The organism is Noviherbaspirillum saxi (genome assembly GCF_003591035.1).
Lineage (GTDB): Bacteria > Pseudomonadota > Gammaproteobacteria > Burkholderiales > Burkholderiaceae_D > Noviherbaspirillum > Noviherbaspirillum saxi.
Map to the genome: position 1 here is coordinate 2,690,473 of NZ_QYUO01000001.1, position 18,739 is coordinate 2,709,211.

23 protein-coding genes are annotated in these 18,739 nt (G+C 57.1%); 10 read left to right on the top strand and 13 right to left on the bottom strand.

The window, feature by feature from the left end:
* The first annotated feature begins 61 nt into the window (after window positions 1–61).
* On the top strand, window positions 62–307 hold the full coding sequence (locus tag D3871_RS12660) for a hypothetical protein (RefSeq protein ID WP_119769216.1): 246 nt from the start codon (window positions 62–64) through the stop codon (window positions 305–307).
* Window positions 308–342: 35 nt separating this feature from the next.
* Here D3871_RS12660 and D3871_RS12665 read toward each other — a convergent pair whose 3' ends face one another.
* Window positions 343–1,200 (bottom strand): endonuclease/exonuclease/phosphatase family protein, encoded by an 858-nt coding sequence (locus D3871_RS12665; RefSeq protein WP_119769217.1) that lies wholly within the window; start codon window positions 1,198–1,200, stop codon window positions 343–345.
* A gap of 254 nt (window positions 1,201–1,454) precedes the next feature.
* Here D3871_RS12665 and D3871_RS12670 point away from each other — a divergent pair, with 254 nt between their 5' ends.
* Window positions 1,455–2,480, top strand: coding sequence for an SDR family oxidoreductase (locus tag D3871_RS12670; RefSeq protein WP_119769218.1), 1,026 nt, complete (start codon window positions 1,455–1,457; stop codon window positions 2,478–2,480).
* A 334-nt stretch (window positions 2,481–2,814) separates the two neighbouring features.
* Here D3871_RS12670 and D3871_RS12675 read toward each other — a convergent pair whose 3' ends face one another.
* The 3 genes from D3871_RS12675 to clsB all read right to left on the bottom strand — a co-directional run bounded on the left by D3871_RS12675 (window position 2,815) and on the right by clsB (window position 5,644).
* Window positions 2,815–3,324 (bottom strand): hemerythrin domain-containing protein, encoded by a 510-nt coding sequence (locus tag D3871_RS12675; RefSeq protein ID WP_119769219.1) that lies wholly within the window; start codon window positions 3,322–3,324, stop codon window positions 2,815–2,817.
* Between the two features lie 92 nt (window positions 3,325–3,416).
* Window positions 3,417–4,412 carry a lysylphosphatidylglycerol synthase domain-containing protein gene (locus D3871_RS12680; RefSeq protein WP_119769220.1) on the bottom strand — a complete coding sequence of 332 codons (996 nt, stop codon included), beginning with the start codon at window positions 4,410–4,412 and terminating at the stop codon, window positions 3,417–3,419.
* Window positions 4,409–5,644, bottom strand: a complete 1,236-nt coding sequence (gene clsB, locus D3871_RS12685) for a cardiolipin synthase ClsB (protein ID WP_119769221.1) — start codon at window positions 5,642–5,644, stop codon at window positions 4,409–4,411. The genes D3871_RS12680 and clsB overlap by 4 nt, the downstream gene beginning before the upstream one ends.
* Before the next feature lie 268 nt (window positions 5,645–5,912).
* Here clsB and D3871_RS12690 point away from each other — a divergent pair, with 268 nt between their 5' ends.
* Window positions 5,913–6,485: a hypothetical protein gene (locus D3871_RS12690; protein ID WP_119769222.1), complete on the top strand. Its 573-nt coding sequence runs from the start codon at window positions 5,913–5,915 to the stop codon at window positions 6,483–6,485.
* A 624-nt stretch (window positions 6,486–7,109) separates the two neighbouring features.
* Here the strand turns inward: D3871_RS12690 and D3871_RS12700 are convergent.
* Entirely contained in the window at window positions 7,110–7,334 is a 225-nt protein-coding gene (locus D3871_RS12700; RefSeq protein WP_119769224.1) for a hypothetical protein, read from the bottom strand.
* A gap of 170 nt (window positions 7,335–7,504) precedes the next feature.
* Between D3871_RS12700 and D3871_RS12705 the strand changes: the two genes are divergently transcribed.
* Genes D3871_RS12705 through D3871_RS12715 form a run of 3 tightly spaced genes read left to right on the top strand, consistent with a single transcriptional unit; the run spans window position 7,505 to window position 10,339 of the window.
* On the top strand, window positions 7,505–8,431 hold the full coding sequence (locus tag D3871_RS12705) for an ABC transporter ATP-binding protein (RefSeq protein WP_233575594.1): 927 nt from the start codon (window positions 7,505–7,507) through the stop codon (window positions 8,429–8,431).
* On the top strand, window positions 8,428–9,189 hold the full coding sequence (locus D3871_RS12710) for an ABC transporter permease (RefSeq protein WP_119769226.1): 762 nt from the start codon (window positions 8,428–8,430) through the stop codon (window positions 9,187–9,189). Before D3871_RS12705 ends, D3871_RS12710 begins: the two co-directional genes overlap by 4 nt.
* A gap of 43 nt (window positions 9,190–9,232) precedes the next feature.
* The gene (locus D3871_RS12715; protein WP_119770051.1) at window positions 9,233–10,339 is read left to right on the top strand and encodes a glycerophosphodiester phosphodiesterase; all 1,107 of its coding nucleotides are present in this window, start codon (window positions 9,233–9,235) and stop codon (window positions 10,337–10,339) included.
* A 27-nt stretch (window positions 10,340–10,366) separates the two neighbouring features.
* Here D3871_RS12715 and D3871_RS30220 read toward each other — a convergent pair whose 3' ends face one another.
* From D3871_RS30220 to D3871_RS12735, 5 genes are all read right to left on the bottom strand, one after another.
* A complete protein-coding gene (locus D3871_RS30220) occupies window positions 10,367–10,522 on the bottom strand; it encodes a hypothetical protein (RefSeq protein WP_158597930.1) in 156 nt (51 codons plus the stop codon).
* Between the two features lie 14 nt (window positions 10,523–10,536).
* A complete protein-coding gene (locus D3871_RS12720) occupies window positions 10,537–11,184 on the bottom strand; it encodes a DsbA family oxidoreductase (protein WP_199724762.1) in 648 nt (215 codons plus the stop codon).
* Between the two features lie 8 nt (window positions 11,185–11,192).
* Window positions 11,193–11,498 carry a hypothetical protein gene (locus tag D3871_RS12725; protein WP_147376804.1) on the bottom strand — a complete coding sequence of 102 codons (306 nt, stop codon included), beginning with the start codon at window positions 11,496–11,498 and terminating at the stop codon, window positions 11,193–11,195.
* A gap of 144 nt (window positions 11,499–11,642) precedes the next feature.
* A complete protein-coding gene (locus tag D3871_RS12730) occupies window positions 11,643–12,728 on the bottom strand; it encodes an HDOD domain-containing protein (RefSeq protein ID WP_147376805.1) in 1,086 nt (361 codons plus the stop codon).
* Window positions 12,729–12,795: 67 nt separating this feature from the next.
* Window positions 12,796–13,356 carry an RBBP9/YdeN family alpha/beta hydrolase gene (locus D3871_RS12735; protein WP_119770052.1) on the bottom strand — a complete coding sequence of 187 codons (561 nt, stop codon included), beginning with the start codon at window positions 13,354–13,356 and terminating at the stop codon, window positions 12,796–12,798.
* A 128-nt stretch (window positions 13,357–13,484) separates the two neighbouring features.
* Between D3871_RS12735 and D3871_RS12740 the strand changes: the two genes are divergently transcribed.
* The 3 genes from D3871_RS12740 to D3871_RS12750 all read left to right on the top strand — a co-directional run bounded on the left by D3871_RS12740 (window position 13,485) and on the right by D3871_RS12750 (window position 15,967).
* The gene (locus D3871_RS12740) at window positions 13,485–13,949 is read left to right on the top strand and encodes an Lrp/AsnC family transcriptional regulator (protein WP_119769230.1); all 465 of its coding nucleotides are present in this window, start codon (window positions 13,485–13,487) and stop codon (window positions 13,947–13,949) included.
* The gene (locus D3871_RS12745; protein ID WP_119769231.1) at window positions 13,946–14,974 is read left to right on the top strand and encodes an HDOD domain-containing protein; all 1,029 of its coding nucleotides are present in this window, start codon (window positions 13,946–13,948) and stop codon (window positions 14,972–14,974) included. Before D3871_RS12740 ends, D3871_RS12745 begins: the two co-directional genes overlap by 4 nt.
* Before the next feature lie 93 nt (window positions 14,975–15,067).
* Window positions 15,068–15,967 carry a PRC-barrel domain-containing protein gene (locus D3871_RS12750; protein WP_119769232.1) on the top strand — a complete coding sequence of 300 codons (900 nt, stop codon included), beginning with the start codon at window positions 15,068–15,070 and terminating at the stop codon, window positions 15,965–15,967.
* Window positions 15,968–16,053: 86 nt separating this feature from the next.
* Here the strand turns inward: D3871_RS12750 and D3871_RS12755 are convergent, their stop codons facing one another.
* The gene (locus D3871_RS12755; protein ID WP_119769233.1) at window positions 16,054–16,830 is read right to left on the bottom strand and encodes a methyltransferase; all 777 of its coding nucleotides are present in this window, start codon (window positions 16,828–16,830) and stop codon (window positions 16,054–16,056) included.
* Window positions 16,831–17,143: 313 nt separating this feature from the next.
* Between D3871_RS12755 and D3871_RS12760 the strand changes: the two genes are divergently transcribed.
* A complete protein-coding gene (locus D3871_RS12760; RefSeq protein WP_199724763.1) occupies window positions 17,144–17,452 on the top strand; it encodes a transposase in 309 nt (102 codons plus the stop codon).
* A 396-nt stretch (window positions 17,453–17,848) separates the two neighbouring features.
* On the opposite strand, the gene tnpA is transcribed toward D3871_RS12760, so the two are convergent.
* Together tnpA and D3871_RS29810 are read right to left on the bottom strand one after the other, a co-directional pair.
* Complete coding sequence (tnpA, locus tag D3871_RS31675; RefSeq protein WP_420799643.1) at window positions 17,849–18,229, bottom strand: IS66 family insertion sequence element accessory protein TnpA; 381 nt, start codon at window positions 18,227–18,229, stop codon at window positions 17,849–17,851.
* Between the two features lie 297 nt (window positions 18,230–18,526).
* The gene (locus tag D3871_RS29810; RefSeq protein WP_147376806.1) at window positions 18,527–18,715 is read right to left on the bottom strand and encodes a hypothetical protein; all 189 of its coding nucleotides are present in this window, start codon (window positions 18,713–18,715) and stop codon (window positions 18,527–18,529) included.
* Window positions 18,716–18,739: the final 24 nt, after the last annotated feature.

An 18,739-nucleotide genomic window follows, 5' to 3' on the forward strand; every position in this document is an offset into this window, starting at 1 on the left:
CGTGCGCGCCATAATTGCGGTAAGTTTCTTTTGCCAGCCGATTATCTATAAGACTCTACCCATGACCTACGAAGAATATCTAGACGAAGTCACTACCCTGCTCACCGAAATGTTCAACATGAGCGATGAAGAAGCGATCAAGCTCGTGATGCGCGTACAGGCCGCCGACTTTTTCACCTTGCACGACGACCTGCCCGAAATGCGCACGCAGGAGCGGGCCGAACGAGATGCGAAAACGATTTTCGAACAGCACAGGAAATCGCACACTTCCAATCCATCGAAGCGGTCGGCCAAGTCCAGAAAATAATCGGTGCTCAAGAAACCGGCGCGCAAGAATCTCCGTCATTCCTCGCCGATCTCCAGCAACACGGGCTGATGATCGGATGCATCGCTCTGATCATCGACATGTATCCGACGTACGCGCGGCGCAAGGTCGTCGCTGATAAATACGAAATCGCAGGTGAATGGATCGCCGGGCCATTGCACCTTGTCGTAGAGCCCCACCGTCGGCGCATGCGGCTGCCCGGGATAAAGCAGCGTCGACGCATCACGATACGGCGGCGTGCCGTCGTCAAAGTCTGCGAGCAAATTCCTTCGCTCTTCCGAATCAGGTCGACAATTGAAATCGCCTAGCAGGATCGCCTGCTTGCCGCGTCCCGGATGAAAGAAAGGACCATCGGAAGTCGAGCCGGCATCCGGCATCGCCGCATGGGCAACGGCTTCACGATGCAGCTCGCGCAAGCGTTCGACCTGTGCACAGCGCTGCAGCGCGGAGTAGTACTCAAGATGGGTAACGGTAATCCGCACGGCGCCGAGCGGCGTTTGCAGGCTTGCTTCCAGCGCTATCCTTTGCATGCTCTTCTTGCCGGGGTCGACCGGCCAGGGAAGTAGATGCCGGAATACCGGGCCAACAGCAAAGCGCGAAAGCATCATGTTGCCGAAACTGCGACGACCGCCTCCCGGCCCTGAAGCATCGACGGCCTTGCCGGCGATTGCGTGGAAGCCGGGCAAACGACGCGCGATTTCCTCGAACTGATTGCGTTCGTCATTTCCCGGCAATTCGGCATAGCCCGAAGACACTTCTTGCAGGCACAGCACATCGAAGTCTGCGATACGGCGCGCATGCGTGATGATGCGATCAATATCGACGCGGCCGTCCGCACCACGGCCCCATTGAATATTCCATGTGATCAGCTTCATGTTGGCTCCATGGCTTCAGGCAACTTTCCAGAACTTGCACTTGCCTGCACGGGCGTCCTTTACACCGTTTTCTCCTTGTAGGAATCGCCCATCCATACGTAATAAGTTCATATGCAGAAGGCTACCGCTTTTCCGGCTCGCCACCGATGCGCAGTATTTGAGCGATCTCTACATGTTGGACGCCCCCTTGAATGGATTGAACAAGCGCATGGCACGTTTCTCGCGATTGCCACGACTCTTCCCGGGAGTCTGTCATGAATATTCAACTGAAGAAACTGTCGGAACAGGTCATCGTCATGACCGGCGCCACCAGCGGTATCGGCCTATCGACCGCGCGCAAGGCGGCCAGGCAGCGCGCCAAACTGGTATTGGTCGCACGCAACGAAGATGCGCTCAGGGTGGTAAGCGACGACTTGAACCTGCAAGGTGCGGAATGCATGTATGTGGTCGCCGATGTGGCGAATGAATCCGATTTGCGCCGCGTTGCCGATGCGGCCATTGCCCGTTTTGGCGGCTTCGACACCTGGTTCAATATTGCCGGCGTGGGCATCTTCGGCAAGAATGAAGAAGTATCGATCGAGGACATGCGCCGCCTGTTCGACGTCAATTTCTGGGGCGTCGTGCACGGGTCGCTGATCGCTGTGCAACACCTGAAGCAGCGCGGCGGCGCATTGATCAATGTTGGCAGCGACGTATCGGACCGTGCGCTTCCCTTGATGGGTGCGTATTCCGCATCCAAGCATGCGGTAAAAGGCTTTACCGATTCGCTGCGCATGGAACTGGAAGAAGAAGGCGCGCCGGTGTCGGTCACGCTGATCAAGCCGGCCGCAATCGATACGATGTTCGTTGCCCATGCCAAGAATTACCTTGAATACGAACCCAAGTTGCCGCCCCCGGTTTATGCACCGCACGTGGTTGCCGACGCCCTTCTCTATGTGGCCCAAAACCCGGTGCGCGACATGTATGTCGGCAGCCGCGCCAAGATGATGGGGGCTGGCGCGCATTACATGCCGCGTGTGATGGACAAGGGCATGGAACGTTTCATTTACCGCTTGATGAAATCCGACCAGCCGGCCGGAGACCGCGACAACAACAGTCTGTACACCCACAAAACCGATTTGCTGGAGCGCGGCGGGGTGGGTGTGCCGCCACGTGAAACCAGCTACTACACCAGCGCAATGACGCATCCCCGCACAACGCGCGCCGTCGTGCTCGGCACCGGCCTTGCATTGGCGGCGGTGTGGCAGATGCGTCGGCGTCAACAACGCAGTGCGTACTGACGGCTGCGGGCATTGACTGGCGCTACAGTGCTTGCTTCTATAGAGTTAAATAGGACACATCTGCCATAACGCAGGTGTGTCCGCATGGGCTTGGATCGTTTAGCGTCCTAAGCCGTTTGTCGGTCCACTGATCCCGGGACCGCTGGGCGAACCACTGGAACCGCTACCCATGGTGCCGACGCCGGGAGAGGTCTGGCTTGTCGTCGCGCCCAAGCCGGACGCGCCGCTGCTGCTGGCGCCAGAGGTGCCAGCAGCCGATGGCGGACAATCTGTGCGCCCGCTGGACGAGGTGGTTCCGGCCCCGCCGGTTCCTCCAGTGCTGCTGTTACGGCTGCTATTGCCGGATACCGCGTCGGTGCATGGGCTGATCGCCGGACGCGAACAGACTGTTTTCAAAAGCCCGCATATCCATTCCGATCGCATGCATGTCCAACCCGGATTGCTGTACTCTCGGAAAGAGCTGCTGCTCTTCAAATTCGATGTGCCTGAGCATCGCATCCGCCAGTTCGCGAAACAGTTGCTCGGTCTGCGGATCCCCCTCTTCCATTGTGCCCAGTCTTGTCATCAGCTGCTTTGCCTGTTGGTGGTCTGCCTCGCACCGGTCGACCAGGCTGGCCGCGATATCGCTCACACGTGGATAGAATACGCCCTCTTCCATTGATGTATGCATCTCGAGCAGCAGCAAAATGCGTGGTCCGATTTCTTTCTTCTGGCTCAAATCCTGCGTGTTCCGGTAAGTCTCAAATAGTTGGCGGATCAGCGAATGGTCGGCTTTCAGGGCATCGACCGGCCGGTCCACCGGAAAGCCCCCTGCGGCACGTTGCATATTGTGATCCGGCTCCATATCGACTCCTTTTCTCAGCTAGCGTAGAAAGAATGATTGTAGGAGCGGCACGCACGATTGCAAGGCGCATTGAAGCGGATCGTTTCCAGTTTTTAATTGTTCGCTTTTTTTCTTGCCACCGCCTCGACCAGCAGGTACACCACGGTCGCCACCGCAAGGGGTGCCAGATAGTAAATTGCCCGATACGTAAGCAGCGCCGCCAGCAATTCGCTTTTGGAGACCTGATCCGAAAGCAGCGTGACGAATACGGCTTCAAGCACACCAAGTCCGGCCGGCACGTGAGTAATCACACCGGCGATGGCGGCCACCAGCAATACCCCTAGCACGACAGGAAATGCAATTTTCTGTTCAAGCAGCATGTACATCACGGCGCTGATCAACAGCCAGTTTGCCGATGACATCATCAGCTGCAGCAATGCAAGCCGCAGCGAAGGCAAGGTGAGCTCATGTCCTTTTATATTCCAGCTGCGCTTGCGCATGGTTGCGCACAGTACAAGGTAAGCAAATGCCAGCGCCAGAAGCACGCCCCCGAGTATGCGCAAACCCAGCACATCCAGCTTCCAGTCTTCCGGCACAGGAATGGGCCGCCACACGAACACCAGGCCGGCCAGCAACAGATAGCCGAGCCAGTTCGTCAGCATGCTCATCGCGACCACCCGGGTCGTGACTTCCGCATCGAGGCCTAGCCGCGAGTAAAGCCGGTAGCGAAACGCCACGCCGCCCACCAGCGAACCCAGGTTGAGATTGAATGCATAGCTGATGAAGTTGACCGTCATTACTTGTCGCACACCAAGCTGGTGGCCGGTGGTGTAGCGACCGATCAGGTCGAAACAGCTGTACAGCGTATAGCTTGCCGCACCGAAGGCGGCGGCGATCAATATGCCTTGCAGCGGCCGCCGCCGCATGGTGTCGAATACCTCATCCCATTCGATCGTGCGTGCCTGCGTGATCAGCAGATATCCGACCAGCGTAAAGAATGCGAGCGTCAGCAGGCGCTTTGTCCAAGGCCACCATGGCTTCGAAGTCAAACCATGCCCTGCTGGTTGATCCGACGGCGCAACGGGGCGTCGGTCCGCCTCTGCGTTCATGGGCACGCCTTGTCTTCCAGTCGGTCGGCGCCATCGTGCACGGCCTTCGATACCGGCAACGATGCCAGCCTTGGCGCATGGGCCGGCAGCAGGCCGGCCCATGATGGATAGCGTCGCAATACATGGAACAGGAAAAAGCTCCTGAACTGACGCCAGGCGCTGGACTCGGTCAGGTCTTTGGCTTCGATCCGCTTGCAGCTGTTGCTCATCAGCTCCTGCAAGTTTTCGCCAAGCTGCCGGTTGAATTCTGGATCGCGAATCATCACGTTGGCTTCGAGATTCAGTGCCAGACTAAGCGGGTCGAGATTGCTGGAACCGACTGTTGCCCACTCGTCGTCGACGACCGCCACCTTGCCATGCAAGGGCCGATCGCAATATTCATAAATTCTTACGTCGCCGCGCAATAGATAGTGATACAGCATGGCAGCGGCAGTCTGAACAATTGCCATGTCGGGATTGCCTTGCAGGATGAGCGACACTTCGACACCGCGCCGCGCAGCGTTGCGCAGATTACGCAGAAATACATAACCGGGAAAGAAATAGGCGTTCGCGATAATGACGCGCTTGCGCGCCAAACGGATCGCCAGCCGGTACTGGCGTTCGATATCGTCGCGGTGCTGGCGGTTATCGCGCCAGATGAAAATAGCATCGGCATTGCCGGCGTGTGCGGGTTTCACTGCCGCCGGCAATGCGGGCTTGCGCTGGAACCAGTGCCGACGCGGCGAGCCGTCTCGGATGGCCTGATGCATGAACTGGTGAATGTCGGCCACGATCGGGCCTTCTGCTTCGACCGCATAGTCTTGTTTCGCCTCGGGTCCGTAATCCCCGAGATGATCTGCAGAATAGTTGATGCCCCCGATAAATGCGCGGGCGCCATCGACCACCACCAGCTTGCGATGCATGCGGCGAAAGTAATTTATTCTTCGAAACAGCATGGGCGCAGGGTCGAATACATGCAACCGTACCCCTGCCTGCGTGAGGGATGAAATAAAGTCGTCCGACAAATCGGGTGAACCGAATGCATCGATGGTGATGTCAACCTGCACACCACGCTGTGCTGCTTCCATCAATACGGCATGCAGCCGCGTTCCTACCTTATCTTCGTACAGGATGAATGTTTCAATCAACACTTCATGGCGCGCAGCCGCAATGACTTCAAATACGCGCGGAAAGAATTCCTCGCCATTTTCGAGTAGCGAAAATTGGTTGCCTTTGGTCCATTGTTGACTCACTGGACTGCTTTCCTTCTTGTGATGATCTTATGATGGCCGGCAGCGATGCCAGTTCGTTTGCGATCCGCATACAACCCGCAATCATCAGAGAAGCACAGTGGTTGCTTGTTCCATGCAGTATGACGGGTCTCTCATGCTGCACGTTGTACTTGCGCAAGCGAAGCAAGGGTTCAATCGATGCCAATCGCTACTCACAGAGAGCGCATTTGCTGATTATCATCAAACGACATCGCGCTTATTGCTAAGCTGTTTTCAAAGGAGTGCCGCCATGAGACCACGCATTGCGCTTCAAGTGCTTGCCTTGCTGCTTGCATCCATTCCCCTGCTTGCCGTTGCACAGGAATTGACAGCCCCTGCCACCATTGGCAAGCCTGCATCCAAGGTGTATAGGCAAGTCATGCCGGATGGAAAAATCATCTACTCCGACAAACCTGTCAAGGGCGCAAAGATCGATGAAACGATTATTCCCGATCCGGCCAACGTCAATACCTGGAAGTCGGAAACCGGCAAACGCCCGGTCGTTCCGCCACGCGTAGAGTCGACGCCAGTTACAAAGACGCCGCCGCTTGCTGCGGCAAGCAAACGTAAGAGCGAAGATGAAGCGAACACGAATGTGATAAAAGCGGAAATGCTGCTGGAAGACGCCAGGAAAAAACAACGCAACGGCGTGGAACCGCTGCCGGGAGAGAGGACCGGCAATGCATCGGGCGGTTCGAGACTGAATGAAATTTATAATGCGCGCCAGCTAGCCTTGCAGCGTGATGTGGTGCAGGCCGAAGCGATGTTGAAAAAAGCCATACGCGAGCGCGATGCCTTACAGGGAACGCCGGCAACACGTTAAGCGTCATTCGATTCACTTGCCCCCGGTCCAGGGTGCGTTGGATGGATTGGCATTGCGCCCGCAATCGCATTCGTCCCAGTTATGATGATCCCAGATTTTCGGATTGAAATCGCTTGAGCTTGCGACAAAGCCTCGTGTGCGATTGCCTTGTATCGGTGCACCGGACAAATTGCCATCGTCGTCCGGTGGAGCGCCTCCGCATGCGCTTAATGCTGCAGCGACGCATACCGCGGTGACCATTGAAGTCCATGCTCTGTTTATCGTTGCTGTATTTTCCGTCAATCTCATTTCACAAGTTGCGTGACGTCACGTCTATTGCCTACACGCATGCTCTGAGATTTCCCGACAGAAAAGGTTCCTGCCGTCAACGACAAAAATATTTTGATACAACAATGCGTTAAGGCATTGATAACTGTTATCAATTATGGCAACAGCTAAATGAAATTAGGGGGCAAGGAAGCGAAAGCCTGGGCGCGCATGGCGCTGATATGCGCTGTGGCGAAAGAATGGCGGATTGGTGAAAATGCGATGCGGAGAAAAAATTTGCGATGAACAATAAAGTACAAAAGACAAGGGCTGAACGGCAACGCCTGTTCAGCCCTTGTTTATCAGATATATGCGTAGTCAATAATTGGGCACCGGCCGGAATGTACCGCCTTCATCAGATGCCGCAGCCTTGCCTTCCGCTTCTGCCTCGGCAAGGGTTTGAATGATCAGACCGGGGTCGATGTCTGGCAGGCGCTGCGACAGATCGTCGATCGCCATCAGATTGCTTCGGTCCTGATCCCATTGTTGATAGACATCCGTGATTTTTTTCCATACACGGCCGTGCTCCTGGTTCATCGGCATGCTGCATCTCCTTCGAGGTTAACTACTCCTGAGTTCCTTCAAACACGAAACAGTTCTCGTTGCCCGGCACAAAATAGACATGCGTCAATGTGCCGATGCGATATGCATTTCGACGCGAGTTACGGCAATGGCTTAACATGTTGGCCATTGATTGAATGACAGGGGAACAAGTGCAACCAGTTATCGCCGTCGACTCGCTGACAAAGACTTATGCATCCGGCTTTAAGGCGCTCAACAGCGTCAACCTCCAGATCCGTCGTGGCGAAATATTCGCCTTGCTCGGGCCAAACGGCGCAGGCAAGACCACGCTCATCAGCATTATTTGCGGCATTGTCAATGCCAGTAGCGGCAAGGTAGTGGCCGACGGACACGACATCGCGCGTGATTACCGCGCCGCGCGCAAGAAAATCGGACTCGTGCCGCAGGAATTGTCCACCGATGCTTTCGAAACCGTATGGGACACCGTCAAGTTCAGCCGCGGCCTGTTCGGCAAGGCGCCGAACGATGCCTACCTCGAAAAGGTACTGAAAGACCTGTCGCTATGGGCCAAGCGCGATTCCAAGATCATGACGCTGTCGGGAGGCATGAAACGCCGGGTGATGATCGCCAAGGCGCTCAGTCACGAACCCACCATCCTGTTCCTGGACGAACCGACGGCCGGCGTTGATGTCGAGCTGCGGCGCGACATGTGGGACATGGTGCGCCGCCTGCGCGAAAGCGGCGTCACCATCATCCTCACTACCCATTACATCGAGGAAGCCGAAGAAATGGCGGATCGTATCGGCGTCATCAACAAGGGAGAAATCCTGCTGGTGGAAGAAAAAACCGCACTCATGCAAAAGCTGGGCAAGAAGCAGTTGACGCTGCATCTTCAGCAGGCGCTTGCATCGGTGCCCGCCGAGCTTGCCGGCTATCGGCTCGAACTGTCGGAAGACGGCAACCAGCTGGTCTATACCTTCGATGCGCAAGGCGAGCGCATGGGCATTCCGGACTTGCTGCGGCGGCTTGGCGAACATGGCATTCATTTCCGCGACCTGCAAACCAGCGAAAGCTCGCTGGAAGATATCTTCGTCAGCCTGGTGAGGGGGAATGCATGAATCTGCACGCGATCAAGGCAATCTATATTTTTGAAATGGCGCGTACCTGGCGCACTCTGCTGCAGAGCATCGCGTCGCCGGTGATTTCGACCTCGCTATATTTCATCGTGTTCGGTTCGGCGATCGGTACGCGCATGGCGGAGATCGATGGCATCAGCTACGGCGCCTATATCGTACCCGGCCTGATCATGCTGTCGGTGCTGACCGAGAGCATCTCCAACGCATCGTTTGGCATCTATATGCCCAAGTGGGCGGGGACGATCTATGAAGTGCTGTCCGCACCGATATCCGCATTCGAGATCGTGATCGGCTATGTCGGCGCGGCCGCGAGCAAGTCGGTAATCCTCGGCTTGATCATCCTGCTGACCTCATGGCTGTTCGTCGATTATACGATCGTGCATCCATGGTGGATGCTGGGATTTCTGGCGCTGACCTCGCTTACCTTTTGCCTGTTCGGCTTCATCATTGGTGTCTGGGCCGATGGATGGGAAAAGCTGCAGGTGGTGCCGATCATGATCGTGACGCCGCTGACCTTCCTGGGCGGCAGCTTTTATTCGATCAACATGCTGCCGCCGTTCTGGCAGAAGGTGACCTTGTTCAATCCCGTTGTCTATCTGGTCAGCGGATTCCGCTGGAGCTTTTATGGCGTGTCGGACGTCGGCATCGGCGTCAGTCTCGGCATGACGCTGGTCTTCATGCTGTTATGCCTGGCGGGTATCTGGTGGATATTCCGCACTGGCTACCGGCTGAAGAACTGATTTGGCCGACATGACTGTCAACGGTATGGAAAAGGGAATCGCAATGCGACACGTTCTAGGGCTTGCCATGTTCGCTGCATCCACCAGCTTCTCTGTGCCGGTCTCTGCGCATGACACCACCGCCGCCATTGCACCCCTGCCCGGCCGCATCGTGATCGCCCATCGTGGCGCCAGCGCGCTGCGGCCCGAGCATACGCTGGAAGCGTACGCCAAGGCGATCGAAGATGGCGCCGACGCGATCGAACCGGATATCGTGATCACCAAGGATGGCGTCCTGGTGGCGCGTCACGAAAACGAGATTTCCGGCACCACCAATGTCGCCGACAAGCCGGAATTCGCCGACCGCAAAACGACGAAGCGCATCGACAATGTGGCCGTCACCGGATGGTTCATCGAAGATTTCACGCTGGCTGAGCTCAAGACCTTGGGCGCCATCGAGCGCATACCGGACAATCGCCCGGACAACACCCGGTTCAATGGCCAGTTTGCGGTTCCGACGCTGCAGGAGATCATCGACCTCGCCAGGACCAGATCGGCGCAAACACGGCGCACGATTGCGATCTATCCCGAGACCAAGCACCCAAGCTATTTCAACGCTATCGGGCTGCCGCTGGAAAAGCGGCTGGTCGATCTCTTGCATGCAAACGGTTATCGCGGCCGGCATGCGCCGGTCTTCATCCAGTCGTTCGAGGTCGGCAGTTTGAAGGAAATGCGCGCGATGACCGATCTGCGCCTCATCCAGTTGATGTCGGCGTCGGGCCAGCCGGAAGACTTCAGGCTGGCCGGCGACAAGCGGCGCTATCGCGACATGGCGAGCGCCTCAGGTTTGCAGGAAGTGGCGACCTATGCGAATGGCATCGGTCCGAGCAAGGACATGGTCATTCCGCGCGACAGCAGCAAGAACCTGACCGCGCCTAGCGATCTGGTGCGCAACGCGCATGCCGCCAAGTTGCTGGTGCATCCTTACACCTTCCGTCCGGAAAATCCCTTTTTGCCGACCGATCTGCGCCAGGGTGATGCCGCATCGCCTTCGCAGCGGGGCGACCTGATCGCGGAAATCCGGGCTTTCCTGCGGGCCGGTGTGAATGGCGTATTTACCGATGATCCGGCAGCAGGCCGCGCGGCGCTGAACAGCGAACCAGGCAAGTAATACGATCGAACGTCCATTGACAGTCGATCAGCGGACCTCGTCCGGCGTGTCCGCCGGCTTGTCGGTCGCCGGCAATTCCTGCGGAACGGGCTGGTAACCGGGATTGACCAGCGGGTCCTGACCAGGAACATCGGTACGCGGCTGGATAGGCGCCGGATCGGGACGAGGTGCTTCGCGCGTCATCTTCGCTCCCGGTTTCAGGCCGCTTCCGCGGCGCGAAGCAAGGCATCTTCGAACACGTCCACCGGCTGCCCGCCCTGGATCAGATAACGGTCGTTGATGATGACGGCCGGTACCGAATGGATGCCGTGTTCCAGATAAAACCGCTCTTGCTGCCGGGTGTCGTCGGCGAATTCGTCGGACAACAGGATTTGCCGCGCCCGCTCGGCATCCAGTCCGGCCGTGCCGGCGGCGCGTAGCAGCACCTCGTGCGAACTCGGGTCTTCACCCTCGGTGAAATAAGCGGAGAACAAGGCATGCTTGAGTTCCCGCTGCCGCCCTTCGCCTTGCGCCCAATGCAGCAGGCGGTGGGCGTCAAAGGTGTTGTAGATGCGGTCGCGCCTGTCCATGCGGAAGCTAAAGCCGACTGCCGCACCGCGTTCGCGGATGGCCTCACGGGTATGCTCGGACTGCTCCGGCGTCGCGCCGTATTTTTCGGCCAGGTGTTCGGTGATGTCCTGTCCTTCCGGCGGCATTTGCGGATTCAATTCAAACGGCTGGAAATGTAAGTCTGCGCTCACCTTGTCAGCAACACGCGTCATTGCCTGTTCGAGCGACTTGAGCCCGATAATGCACCAGGGGCAGGAAACGTCGGATACAAAGTCGATCTTGAGTCGCGTACTCATTGTTTTACTCATTGTTTATCACTCCGGTCTTGAGGCGTATCGGTTTTTGAAGACTTGGGATCGCCGCTACCGACCACTGCCTTGAGCCGCTGGATTCTCGCATATTCGGACGGATCTTCCTTCGCCAGCCTGTTTTCGCGCCATTTGTAATAGACCGCCAAACCGAGCATCGCAGCCGCACCGACCGCCAGCTTTCCCTTGTGGTTGCCCAGCATGCCCTTTACTGCGGCGGCTTGTTGCCCCGGGCCGGCCGGCGAGCCGGAATCCATTCCCGAATTGGATTTCGCATCGCTTGGCACAACCGGAGGATTCAAATCAGAAGATTCCTGGATATGCATAAGGGACCGGACCTTTCCTGTTCGGGTTTCACGAAATTGGATGACAACATGATTAGTCCTTGCAAAAAGCAAGTAGTTCATCGGAGGAACCCGGTATGCCAAAGGGAAATATCGGCCCTGTTACCGCGCACCGGAAACCATGACCCATTCCCGCTCTTCGACCTGCGTCAATTGCCGCAGGCAGTCGGCTTCCTTGTCCGACAAACCGTCGATCATCCTGGGATCGTCGATGTCGAGCGCACCATGCCGCGCCAGCAATTCCAGTTTGCTCAGATAGTTACCCATCAGCAGAACCTTGCCGACCGGCGACAGATGGGCGCTGTTCTTGTTTTCGCCCTGTTCCCGGATCGCGGTCATGACCGACTCGGGGAAATGCCATTCGGTGCCGATGTTGTAGGCCAGTGTGCGTCCATAGGCCGCCAAGGCATTACAAAAGGTCGGAGATCCGACCGGTTGGCGACCATCCGATATCTGGTCGATGACGCGCAACGACACGGTCAGGCCGACGTTCTGCACCAGTCCGGCGAGGAATACTTCCAGCGGCTCTACCGCTTCGTCCACTGCCAGCAGCCGGTTGGCAAGCGCACAGCGCTCGGACTGCGCCCACAGCCGCGGTGCCACCATCTTGGTAAAACTGCCGGACTTGAGATTGATGATGGGCTTGAAGGCGACGCTGGTGATCAATTGGCGCAAGCCATCCTGCCCCAGTACCAGGATGGCATGGTCGATGCTGGTGATCGGCTTGCCGGTGCTGTAGGCGACGCTGTTGGCCAGCCGCAGCACCTCGGCGACCAGCACCAGGTCGGTTGAAATCTTGCGCGCCAGCTCCGCCCCGGCAAAGTCGCCGCTGCGCAGGCTTTGTAGCAATTGCGGAATCACGCCAGGCATGCGCCGCACCAGGTGGGCGCCGGATTCATTGGACTTCACCACGCCATCGAGCGCCGCCAGGATCGCATTCTCGTTCCCGTTGGTGAAGATATCGGGGTGGCTTTCGGCATCGAACAGCCAGCTGGCGAAGATGAAATCGACCTGGTCGCGTTGCATCGACGAGACGCTGTCCGAGGCGAAGCGTGCCGTCTTGACCGGGGCCGGCGCAGTCGGCGCGGCCTGGGTTGTGGAATTCAGTTTGGGAGCCGGCTTGCCGGAATCAGAAAAGATGCGTCGCAGCCAGTCGTACATAGCGTCAGGAACAGAGGTTATCGGCACCCGGCATGCTGCCGGGTTTGCCTCGATTTAAACATGCTATTGACGCCGCGTCGACTGCGATCTGTACCTACCCTGCCTTTACTCCCTGCTCTGCTTGGCGCAAGGACGCCAGCAAGCGCATGCCTGCGGGCCAGTTACCGACGCCGCTACTGGCATTGATATGCCCCAGCGCACCCGCATTGACGAAGCGAGAGCCCCAGGCCTGCGCGCATTCGCGTGCATAGGCAGGCGCGCCATAGGGATCGTCGTCGCTCGACACCACGATGCCGGGAATAGCAATGCGACGCAATTCATGACGCGCGAAGCCCTTGGCATCGGCGGGAAAATTCGGTCCCTGCGGGTCGGGGACCGATACCAGCAGCATGCCGTGCACACGGATTGGCTGCCGCGTCTGCATTGCCCATGCGACCACTGCCAGGCATCCGAGGCTATGCGCGACCAGCACGACCGGCGCGGCGGCAGTAGCGATCGCATCGTCGATCGACCTCACCCACGCCGCGCACTGCGGGTGATCCCAGTCCTCGACCTGGATGCGTTTGAACTGAGGGTCTTCCGCTTCCCACAAGGTTTGCCAGTGTTGCGATCCCGATCCGTAAATCCCCGGCATGGTCAGTACTTGCGTTTGCATCGGATACTCCCTTTCAGTGGTTGTCATTGCAAAAAGTGTAGCGGCAAGCACCCTGTTCGCACCATGGAGAAACATCGGTTTTAATCGTATGATGCGAAGGAATTCCTGATTCCTCGAAAAGAAAACTGATGAAACCAAAGTTTGAGGCCGACCGGCTGGACTGGAAGATCATTGAACTGTTGCAGCGCGACGCCAGGATGAGCAATACCGAGATCGGCAAGACCATAGGCTTGTCGCAGCCGGCGGTCACGTCGCGCATACGCGCGCTGGAAGATGCCGGCGTGATTGACGGCTATACCGCACGCATCAATCCGCGCGCGCTCGGGCATGAAATCACCGCCATCATCCGTCTGCGCACCACGCATGAAAAAATCGCGCCATGCCTTGCCGCATTCGAACGCATTCCCGAAATACTAGAAGCGCACCGGATCACCGGCGAAGACTGCTTTGTGGTGAAAGCGAGTTTCGCCCACATGCCGAAACTGGAAGCGACGATCGATGCATTGGCAATGTACGGTTCGGTCACAACCTCGCTGGTGCTCGCCACGTACGCGCCCAAACCGCTGACGGCGCCGACCGGTAGCCTCGCATGAAGCACTGGTTGAACCGCCTGCTCGGCCGTGGTCCCAAGTCCGCATCGCCTGCTACGATATCGGCCGCGCCGAGCGCAGCGGCGCAACCGGCATCGAACGATTTGCCCGACCCGCTGGCCGCTTCGACGCTGCATGCGGCGGTCGATGTCGATCACCTCTTTTACCCGTGGCTGCTGGAGTTCGATGCCTCGGTCACCGAACCGAGCGAGGCCGAACAGCGGCTGATGCGTACGCTGGAACGCATGTCGGCTGCGGACGCGCCCGCCGTCAATACGCTGGTGCCGCGCATGCCCGCAGTGATTCCGATGCTGCTGCAAAGTCTGCGCGATAAAAATGTCACCAATGCGCATCTGTCCGAACAGATCGCCCAGGACCCGGTACTGCTGGCCGCGCTGCTGCGACAGGTCAACAGCTCGCTTTACCTCAGGACCGAACCCGTTAGCAGCATCGAACAGGCACTTGCCCTGCTCGGCCAGAACAACCTGCGCCTGCTGGTGGCGAGCGTGGCATTCAAGCCCCTGTTCAATGTGCAATCCGGTCATTTCACTGGAACGGCGGGAGCGCGGCTGTCCATGCTGTCATCCACCTCCGCCGCCGCATGCCGCAGTCTCGCGGCGCGTCGACAACTGGAACCCTTCGAATCCTTTCTCGCATCGCTGTTGCATAACGTTGGCCTTATCGTGGCGCTGCGAATCATGGATCAGGTGCATGAAGGCGCGACTTCCTTGCGCTCGCTGGCTTTCTGTACCGCCCTGGCAACCCACGCGCGCCGGGTTGCTTTACGGGTAGGCCGGGAATGGCAATTCCCGGAAGCGGTACTGGAAGCCCTTTCCTTACAAGGCGCCGCCCCTGTCGCCGCCTCACCGGTCGCATCCCTGCTGCGTCTGGCGGATCGCTTGAGCAAGCTGCATGTACTGGTCGCGAACGATCGGCTTGCCGCCGAAGAAGCCGAAGATTTTGCGCTGATCGAAGGCGGTGAAGATGGCCTGGTCTGTTACCGCAGTCTCGCCGCTGCCGGCGAATAAGTTTGCCGCCAAGTAGGCGCTGCGATAGGCGCGTTTTTTGCTCACGACTCCTGTGTGACTGAACATCGTTCCGTGTGACAAGGAGATTGGATAATGAAAGCCCCTACCGGAAAAATTCTGGCGTCTGCCATCATGTTGTCTCTTGGCATCGCAAGTTCGCCTTCGAGCATTGCACAGAATACCGGTGCCTCAAACGCTCCTGCCGCCGCCCGCTCCGCCACCGGCCAAAGCGCTTCCAGCGATATGCGCGCCAGTCAACTGATCGGCAAGCAGGTGCAGAATGCCCAAGGTGAAAAGCTAGGCAAGATAGAAGATATCGTGCTGGATATCGACAATGAACGGGCAAGCTATGTCGTGCTGTCTTCCGGCGGCACGCTCGGCGTGGGCGACCGGCAGATCGCGGTACCGGCGAGCGGCTTTCAGGTCCGATCGGAAAAAGATCCCATCCTGCTCAACCTTCCCAAGGACCAATTGCAAAAGGCGCCGGCCTACGACAAAAAACAGCATGCCAATTTCAGCCGCGACAGTTATCGCAGCGAGGTCGACCGCTATTTCTTCAAGGAAGAAACGGTGCGCCACAGTGCCGCCGGTGCACGCCTGATGTCGGCCAGCGACCTCATCGGCAAGGACATCAACGACCGGGCCGCGCATGACGCTGGAAAGATCGCCGATGTGGTTGTCAATTTAGGAAGCGCGGGCTCGTATCTTGTCATGCAATCGGACAAAGCCTGGAGCATCGACGACAAGCTCGTGGCACTGCCGTTCGCGGCGTTTAGCTTCCCCAGCCGTCCGGACCTCGATCTCCTGCTGAACGTGGATCGCACGAAGATCGAGTCGGCGCGCGGATTCCAGAAGAACAAATGGCCAGACCTGAATGCGGCAAGCGCGCAGCAACAGATTCGCGAACAATTGATGACCTTCCAGGCGGCGAGCAAGACCAATCCCGGAGAAACCCAAACCGGCAGGGAAACCTCCAGCGGCGGGTCGCGTTGACTAGGCAACTACGGCGCGTTGGTTCAGTAAACTAAGCTTCCGCACCGCAGTTGCAATTATCCGAGTCATCATCAATGTATCGACAATCACATTTCTTCATCGGAGAGTTCATAGATGTTGACGTGATGCGCAATGCCCGTCGTTTTCTTGCAACGAATTGGGCTCGCACAGACGACCCAGCGCGAGACATCGGATTGGGCACAGTGCGAAGAGGAGACAATCTCGTATTGATATTCCTTTAGCCCATGTAATAAAACACGTCGATTCATTAAATTTGATGCCATAAAATATACTTTCCCATCCGGATTTAAGTAATCAGGAACATCGGCAAGAAAGCGGCCAAGCAACTCGCCATCAGGATCACAAAGCGCGATTTCGGCTTCGTGATCGATGGCTTTGTCGAACAAAGGTGGATTAAAGAAAATGGTATCGAACAGTCTCCCTTGCAACCCCGAGAATAAATCGCTCGATACCACTTCCGCTGTTATCTTCATACGATGAAGATTTTCAGCAGCGCTCGCAAGCGCAGCGTCTGAAATATCAGCAAGGGTCAGCTCCATTCCTGGTCGATAAAGCGAAATTCCCACATACCCGCTACCGCAACCGAGATCCAATACTGAAGCTCCAAGAAGTTTATTCGACACCGCCTCGACGAGGAAGCTCGAGGACAATCCTACTCCTGGATGATATACATTCGGCGGAAGAAAAAGCGTGATCCCATTGATCGATGCCACTGGTTGTGGTTTGGCCAGACAAGCGACGTGCTGCGCATGGCTTGAAAACGTCTTGGCACTTGGTTTAATCCATGGCGCTGGAAAGTCTGGCGAGCCAACTGCGTCAATTTCCTTAGAGTTTTCATGCATCGCGGGTTCCCATGATTAAAGGATACATGGTGAGTAGCAACCCGGACACGTTAGTTCCACCACACAGGATGTAGAACATCAGCAAAGAGGCAGTTATTTTTCCCCTAAAGTGAATCAACGTTAGGTTTAATCACTTCGGATGGCATGGATTTATCCTGATACTGCATAAACCCAAGAAAGAAGTCGTGACTCCTCACTCATCAGCATCTACCTTCTCCGACGACGGGGAAAGGGGTCGAGTCTTGCCTTTTTCCTTACACGGATGTCGTCGTCAATTATGTCTCGTCCACTACGGTTAGAATTTGAAGGAGCGTTGTACCACGTCACCTCGCGTGGTGACAGGCACGAACCGATCTTTGCGGTGGTTTTTGCTTACTGCCTCATGGGTAACCACTATCATTTCGTGCTTCAAACCCGGCAGCCGAATCTCTCGCGTCTGATGCGTCACATCAATGGCGTCTATACCCAATCTTGCAATCGCCGTCATGGCAAGACAGGGCATTTGTTTCAAGGCCGGTTCAAGGCAGTGCTGGTGGATGAAGAGGCGTATCGCCTCGAGGTCTGTCGTTACGTGGATCTTAATCCAGTGCGCGCAGGGATGGTGAAGCGCCCTCAGGATTAGGTGTGGAGCAGCTATCGGGCACACACTGGCCAAGCGGAAGTGCCCGTGTGGCTGAATAGTGCTGGCCTTCACCGTCAGATCGCGCCTCGTGCGCCGCGGCGTGAAGGGCCGGCGCGCTATGCTCAGTTCGTCGCGCACGGCAAAGGGATAATGCTGTGAGAAGAAGCGTTGTCGGTGCAGATTTACCTTGGCGGCAAAGCCTTCGTTCAGCGCATGTAGGCATATGCGGAGTCACCGGATGCGAAAGAAATTCCTCGCGCCCAGCGCCGGCCGGTGGTGCGGCCATTGCAGTGGTGCTTTGAGCAGTACGACAGGGATGTCGCAATAGCCAAGGCGTTCCTTGAAGGTGGTTATACGCCATCAGCGATTTCGGAATTCGCCGGTTTGTCGGTATGCTTAAGACTGAGGAGCCAAAAGGCAAGACCTGCCCCCTTTCGTTACAGCGCGTGACACGACGCCAGCCATCTTTCCGAGATCGATGAACGGCGTTGCGGCGCTCGGTGCAGGCTCTGGTTCCCCATCGCGGACACGCAAACGTGCTCGCCATCCATAGAAGGTCGCCGTCGACACCGCTCCATCCCGGCAAAACGCTTCGGCCGTCTTACCGCTGGACGCAAAGCGCGCCAAGCCGATTCCCGTTGCGCTCGGATTGCTGTAGATGCTTACTTGTTCATGACTCCCCCGTGTTGTTGACCGTGAGGAGATTGTGCCGGCCACGCAGGCCGATGAACATAACGCCGTGGACTTACCGGTTACGCGTGTCGGGTACACGTGCACGAACTCACGCCGAGGTTGTGGAAGCAGCTATTCACCCACTGCGCTCTGACCAACGTCGACCCGCTGCCTGATTCCATAGCGCCACAAGAAGAACGGATACCTCCCCCTCACTATCCGAAAAAATGGGCAGTGTGATCGGCTTCGTAATGATTGGATACAACGCCTCGGGGTAACCGGTTGTCTTGGTTTTGTCAAATAATTAATTCCGATACCGTGCATAAGAATTAGTGATTGGAAACAATTATATTTTGACAATATTCTGGTGCCTAAATTGAGTCCCGAATCCTTAGCTGGACTTTAGAGCAGTTTCATCCTGACTGTACCGTCGATGCCGGACGCTTTGCCTGCGGCACCGCGTTGTCGAGGGGCCGCCGAGGCCTCCTTACCATGGCTCGCCATGTTGGGTCGCCGCGCCTTGTTCCGCAGGCAAACCGCCTCGGCCTCGCCTGGCAAGTCAGGATGAAACTGCTCTAGATCTGTATTCACGGAAAAATCCGAATAACTAAAAAT

Coding starts and splice junctions, on each gene's coding strand:
- D3871_RS12660 (WP_119769216.1), top strand. CDS start 62: ATGACCTACGAAGAATATCTAGACGAAGTCACTACCCTGCTCACCGAA.
- D3871_RS12665 (WP_119769217.1), bottom strand. CDS start 1,200: ATGAAGCTGATCACATGGAATATTCAATGGGGCCGTGGTGCGGACGGC.
- D3871_RS12670 (WP_119769218.1), top strand. CDS start 1,455: ATGAATATTCAACTGAAGAAACTGTCGGAACAGGTCATCGTCATGACC.
- D3871_RS12675 (WP_119769219.1), bottom strand. CDS start 3,324: ATGGAGCCGGATCACAATATGCAACGTGCCGCAGGGGGCTTTCCGGTG.
- D3871_RS12680 (WP_119769220.1), bottom strand. CDS start 4,412: ATGAACGCAGAGGCGGACCGACGCCCCGTTGCGCCGTCGGATCAACCA.
- D3871_RS12690 (WP_119769222.1), top strand. CDS start 5,913: ATGAGACCACGCATTGCGCTTCAAGTGCTTGCCTTGCTGCTTGCATCC.
- D3871_RS12700 (WP_119769224.1), bottom strand. CDS start 7,334: ATGCCGATGAACCAGGAGCACGGCCGTGTATGGAAAAAAATCACGGAT.
- D3871_RS12710 (WP_119769226.1), top strand. CDS start 8,428: ATGAATCTGCACGCGATCAAGGCAATCTATATTTTTGAAATGGCGCGT.
- D3871_RS12715 (WP_119770051.1), top strand. CDS start 9,233: ATGCGACACGTTCTAGGGCTTGCCATGTTCGCTGCATCCACCAGCTTC.
- D3871_RS30220 (WP_158597930.1), bottom strand. CDS start 10,522: ATGACGCGCGAAGCACCTCGTCCCGATCCGGCGCCTATCCAGCCGCGT.
- D3871_RS12720 (WP_199724762.1), bottom strand. CDS start 11,184: ATGAGTACGCGACTCAAGATCGACTTTGTATCCGACGTTTCCTGCCCC.
- D3871_RS12735 (WP_119770052.1), bottom strand. CDS start 13,356: ATGCAAACGCAAGTACTGACCATGCCGGGGATTTACGGATCGGGATCG.
- D3871_RS12740 (WP_119769230.1), top strand. CDS start 13,485: ATGAAACCAAAGTTTGAGGCCGACCGGCTGGACTGGAAGATCATTGAA.
- D3871_RS12745 (WP_119769231.1), top strand. CDS start 13,946: ATGAAGCACTGGTTGAACCGCCTGCTCGGCCGTGGTCCCAAGTCCGCA.
- D3871_RS12750 (WP_119769232.1), top strand. CDS start 15,068: ATGAAAGCCCCTACCGGAAAAATTCTGGCGTCTGCCATCATGTTGTCT.
- D3871_RS12755 (WP_119769233.1), bottom strand. CDS start 16,830: ATGCATGAAAACTCTAAGGAAATTGACGCAGTTGGCTCGCCAGACTTT.